The sequence below is a fragment of the uncultured Blautia sp. genome, from assembly GCF_902497045.1.
In the GTDB taxonomy this organism is placed as follows: Bacteria; Bacillota; Clostridia; order Lachnospirales; family Lachnospiraceae; genus Blautia_A.
Window position 1 is genome coordinate 1 of record NZ_CABVDF010000201.1, and the last position, 5,412, is coordinate 5,412.

Consider the following 5,412-nt stretch of genomic DNA (forward strand, 5'->3'; position numbering starts at 1 on the left):
CAGGATGAACTTGCAGAAAAGGTTTTTGTTACACGTCAGGCGGTATCTCGCTGGGAAAATGGAGAAACAACACCAAATACAGAAACATTGAAACTTTTATCGAGATTATTTGATGTTTCAATCAATACGTTGCTGGGTTCCCCAAGACAATTGATTTGTCAATGCTGCGGTATGCCGCTTGAAGATTCCAGTATCAGTAAAGAAACAGATGGATTTTTTAACGAAGAATATTGTAAATGGTGTTATGTAGACGGAAAATACATGTATCATGATATGAATGACCTGATCGAAGTCTGCGTAGACACCATGGCGAACGAACAGTCTTCACCGGAACAAATTCGCGCATATATGAAAGAACTGCTACCGAAACTTGATTATTGGAAGAAATATAAAAATCTTGCGGGTGCAGAAGAGTTCACATGATGGAGCAACATATCTGGGAAATCAATTAGAATGCGAATTTGGTGGCAGCAGATGTTTCGGGATTGCTGCTAATATGGAATTCATTCTTATCAGTACCTATGAAGAAAATGGTACAAATCCGGAACTGGTTATTTACAGGAAAAGATAATTTTTCTGTTTGTGAGGGTAATGTGGATTTAAGTTTCTTGTTATCCATAGACGATGCATATGAGAAAAAGGCAGATCATGTTCTGTGCTGCGTTTCCTGGTAAACCTGTGCGCTGATTTGCTGCCATTCGCACGAACTCGCCTGACGGCTCAGACAGCGTGCTCGGTGGCAGCAGCTAACACAGGTTTACCAACGGAAGCCTCGCAAGGCACTATGATCTGCTTTTTTCTCTTTGCATCTGAAAGTGGATAACAGCTAAACAGAAATTCTTCTGGCAGTGCGGCTCTACCCGCCTTGGGAACATGAAATATAGAAGTAATATAAATTTACTGTCTGGCTCCTGCATGTCATTTACAGACATAAAATCATATTCCGCTTTCCCCCACAAACACATATTTTTACATTTGGGAAAGATATTTGATATAAATTTAACGTAAGCTGACAGGTGTATTTAATCATGTACTGATAAGCTTTGTTCTGTCGGGAAGGAGTGCTTCCTGAAGCAGATTACAAAGTATTGATCGTGAAAAAGGAGAAAAATCTATGAACGCGAAAAAAATCAGTGCATTATTACTGGCAGCAGCAATGATGGCGCCATGTGCGGCGCCTGTTCAGGTACTGGCGGCAGAGGAGGCTGCACAGGAAGCGTCCCAGGAGACAGAGGCAAAGACACCAAAATATATTTTTCTGTTTATTGGAGATGGAATGAGCTATCCTCAGATCCAGACTACAAACTATTATCTGAATGCCATAGAGGATGACGGAGACGACATTCTTACAAGTGAGAGTAAGCTGAATATGATGAATTTTCCGGTAGCAGGTTCTGCTCAGACTTATGACAGCACTTCTTTCTGTCCGGATTCTGCATCTACAGCTACGTCTATTTCGACTGGACATAAAACCTACAGCGGAACTATCAACATGGATGAAAAGATGGAGACATCTTATGAGACAATTGCAGAAAAGCTGAAAAAGCAGCTTGGATACAAGGTAGGAATCCTTTCCACAGTAAACCTGAATCATGCAACTCCTGCAGCCTTTTATGCACACCAGGCATCCAGAAACAGCTACTATGAGATTGGTCAGGAGATGATCGCCAGTGAATTTGACTATTTTGCCGGAGGCGGTCTGAAGAAAACCACAGGTGACGAAGGAGATAAGACGGATCTTTATCAGCTGGCTCAGGAAGCAGGATATAAGGTGCTGAAAACACAGGCAGAAGCAGAAGCTCTGACTGCGGAAGACGGAAAGACCATCGTGATCGATGAGACTCTGGCAGATGATGATGCTATGAGTTATGATATGGACAGGGAAGAAGGAGAATGGGGACTTGCCGACTATGTGGAAAAAGGAATCGAGGTTCTGGATAATGATACGGGATTTTTTATGATGGTAGAAGGCGGTAAGATCGACTGGGCATGTCATGCCAATGATGCAGCAGCTACCATTACAGATACCGTTGCCATGGACCAGGCAGTTGGAAAGGCAGTTGAATTTTACAACGAGCATCCGGATGAAACTCTGATCCTTGTAACAGGAGACCATGAAACCGGAGGTCTGACCATTGGATTTGCCGGAACAGATTATGATACATTTTTGGAAAATATCAGTAATCAGAAAATTTCCTATGCAAAATTTGATTCGGATTATGTAGCCGGTTATAAGGAGAATAAGACGGATTTTGATACGGTCATGGCAGATATTACAGAGCTTTTTGGCCTGCAGGCTCCATCTGGAGAGACAGAGACCACGAATCAGGCAGACAGCAAGGATGAGCATCCGGAGGGAGAAGAAGGCGGATCTCTGGTAATGACGGAGTATGAATACAATAAGCTGAAAGCCGCTTATGAGGAAACTATGAGCCGTACCGGTGAGGAGGAAGAGTTTGGACAGGAGGAATATGTTCTTTATGGAAGTTATGAGCCTCTGACCGTGACGATCACTCATATCCTGAACAATAAATCCGGTATTAACTTTGCTTCTTATGCTCATACGGGACTTCCTGTAGAGGTACTTGCAATGGGCGCAGAGCAGGAGCAGTTTGAGGGATATTATGACAACACAGATATTTATAATAAACTGGCCGCTATTACAGGAGTGCAGTAAAAAATGAAAAGCAGACTGAAAAAAAGTTCTGTTTCTCTTGTGGCGATCTGTCTGATGGTGATCCTCATGGTCCTTCCTACGGGCTATGAGGATGCTGTCATTTATAAGGGAACAGATAAAGTAAGGGCAAAGGTGCTTTCTACAGATGAAAGTACAGTAAAAAGCTCCGGGCTTATACAGTCGGGGGAACAGTTCTGTCAGGTGGAAATTCTGGATGGAAAATTTAAAGGTGAAACGACGCGTGCGGTAAATATGCTCAGTGGTTCCCTGGAATCCGATAAGATTTTTGAAAAAGGAGATATTGCTCATGTAGTGGTAAGTTACAGTGATAACAGGATTACCTCAGTAACCATGAGTGATCATTACCGTCTGGATAAGGAAATCCTTCTGGCTGGAATGTTTGTGGTTCTTCTGATCGCCTTTGCAGGCTGGACAGGTCTGAGAGCAGTATATTCTTTTGTGATTACGATTCTGACAATCTGGAAGATCCTTGTTCCGGCATATCTTGCAGGCGTGAACCCGGTGTGGTGCGGGATTCTGATTACGGCGTTCCTGACACTTCTGATCATATTTCTGGTGTACGGTTTTGACAGAAAGACTGTGGCAGCCACATCAGGTGCACTTCTGGGTGTTTTGGTTACCTGCGTGATCGGCTGTATTTTTACAGATGCATTTAAAATCCATGGTGCGGTTATGGCTTATTCAGAAAGTCTTCTTTATTCCGGATATCAGGATCTGAATCTGACAAAAATTTTTATGAGTGGGATTTTTATCGGAGCTTCCGGAGCAATGATGGATCTTTCTGTGGATATCACCTCGGCAGTAAACGAGGTAATACAGAAGAAACCGGGGATTGGATGGAAAGAAGCTGCCATGTCAGGAATGAATGTAGGACGGGCCGCCATGGGAACCATGACAACCACACTTCTTCTGGCCTATTCCGGAGGTTATATTGCTCTTCTTATGACTTTTATGGCTCAGGGCACTCCTATTGAGAATATCCTGAATTACAAATATGTTTCAGCAGAAATCCTGGATACCATTGTCGGAAGCTTCGGACTGGTAACAGTAGCACCGTTTACTGCGGTTACAAGCGGCTGGCTGCTTACCAGGAAAAAGAAGGATTGTAAGGAACTCTGAAACTGTGGTAAACTGTCTTTAAAAGAGCCGGAAATGTGGATAAGCTTTCTGGTGAAATGGATTTCAGGAGGACAGGATGAATATTTGTGTATATGGGGCTTCCAGTGCACTGCTGGAGGATATTTATTACAAAAAAACAGAAGAGCTTGGAAGAGAGATCGGAAGACGAGGACACGGCCTGGTATTTGGCGGAGGTGCCACAGGAATGATGGGAGCAGCTGCCAGGGGCGCAGATGCAGAGAAGGGGTATATCCTGGGGATTGCGCCGCGTTTTTTTGAAAAACCAGGTGTCTTTTATGAAAATTGCTCGGAATTTATTTTTACGGAGACTATGAGAGAAAGAAAGCAGCTTCTGGAAGACAGATCAGATGCTGTCATTGTTACACCCGGAGGAATCGGAACCTATGAGGAGTTCTTTGAAATCCTCACGCTGAAAAGTCTTGGACGTATCGATCGTCCCATTGTGATTTATAATATCAATGGTTATTATGATCGTATGAAGGAGCTTCTGGAATATACGGCAGAACAGAAATTTATGGAAAAAGCGAATCTTGATCTTTGCTGTTTTATGGACGATCCGGCGGAAATCCTGGATTATATAGAGCAGTATGGGAAATAATACTTTTTTGTGACAGTGAGATATGATAAAATGGGGAATGTACGATAAAAAGAAAGAGTGAATGAAAATGAAACAGGAAAATTATATGAAGGGAATGGTTATGATCATCCTTTCTGCCTTCTTTTTTGCCTGCATGAACGTCAGTGTGCGTCTGGCAGGAGACATCCCCTCATTTCAGAAAAGTTTTTTTCGAAATCTGGTGGCGGTAATTTTTGCAGGAGTAATTCTTTTAAAAAATCATGAGATACCAAAAGTGAAAAAGCAATACTGGGGACCGTTGTTCCTGCGCTGCGCCTTTGGTACGATGGGGATTCTCTGTAATTTCTATGCTATTGATCATCTTCTGGTGGCAGATGCGTCAATACTGAATAAGCTGTCTCCATTTTTTGCCATTATATTCTCTTTTTTGCTTTTGAAAGAAAAAATTACTCCTGTACAGGGTTTTGCTGTGCTTCTGGCTTTTACAGGCTGCCTGTTTGTAGTGAAGCCGGGTTTTGCCAATGCGGCTCTTCTTCCAGCCCTGATCGGAGTATGCGGAGGGCTGGGCGCCGGTATTGCCTACACTATGGTCAGAGTTTTGGGAACACATGGTGTCAGAGGACCTGTGATCGTATTTTATTTTTCCCTTTTCTCATGTCTGGTGATATTGCCGTTTGTTCTGATGAATTATACTCCAATGTCAGCAGGACAGCTGGGAACCCTTCTTATGGCAGGTTTGTTTGCAGCAGGAGGACAGTTTACTATTACAGCAGCGTATACGTATGCTCCTGCCGGAAAAATATCTATTTTTGACTATTCGCAGATTCTGTTTGCCACACTTCTGGGATTTTTCCTTTTTGGTGAAATTCCGGATAAGTATAGTTTTATAGGATACGGACTGATCCTCCTGGCATCTCTGGGGATGTTTGTTTATAATATGAGGGGGCTATCGGGAAATAGATAGTTCTAAATAAGGGCAGATGTGACTCGTGCGAGT

At 42.9% G+C, this 5,412-nt stretch carries 5 protein-coding genes; all 5 read left to right on the forward strand.

What is annotated here, in order from left to right; all coding sequences use genetic code 11:
• Positions 1–423: zinc ribbon domain-containing protein (locus RDS42_RS12100; protein ID WP_308783883.1), on the forward strand; the 423-nt coding region annotated here is incomplete at its 5' end.
• Between the two features lie 691 nt (positions 424–1,114).
• Positions 1,115–2,677, forward strand: a complete 1,563-nt coding sequence (locus RDS42_RS12105; protein WP_308783884.1) for an alkaline phosphatase — start codon at positions 1,115–1,117, stop codon at positions 2,675–2,677.
• 3 nt (positions 2,678–2,680) lie between these two features.
• Positions 2,681–3,817: a YibE/F family protein gene (locus RDS42_RS12110; protein ID WP_308783885.1), complete on the forward strand. Its 1,137-nt coding sequence runs from the start codon at positions 2,681–2,683 to the stop codon at positions 3,815–3,817.
• 76 nt (positions 3,818–3,893) lie between these two features.
• Entirely contained in the window at positions 3,894–4,436 is a 543-nt protein-coding gene (locus RDS42_RS12115) for a TIGR00730 family Rossman fold protein (RefSeq protein WP_308783886.1), read from the forward strand.
• A 67-nt stretch (positions 4,437–4,503) separates the two neighbouring features.
• Positions 4,504–5,379: a DMT family transporter gene (locus tag RDS42_RS12120; protein ID WP_308783887.1), complete on the forward strand. Its 876-nt coding sequence runs from the start codon at positions 4,504–4,506 to the stop codon at positions 5,377–5,379.
• Positions 5,380–5,412: the final 33 nt, after the last annotated feature.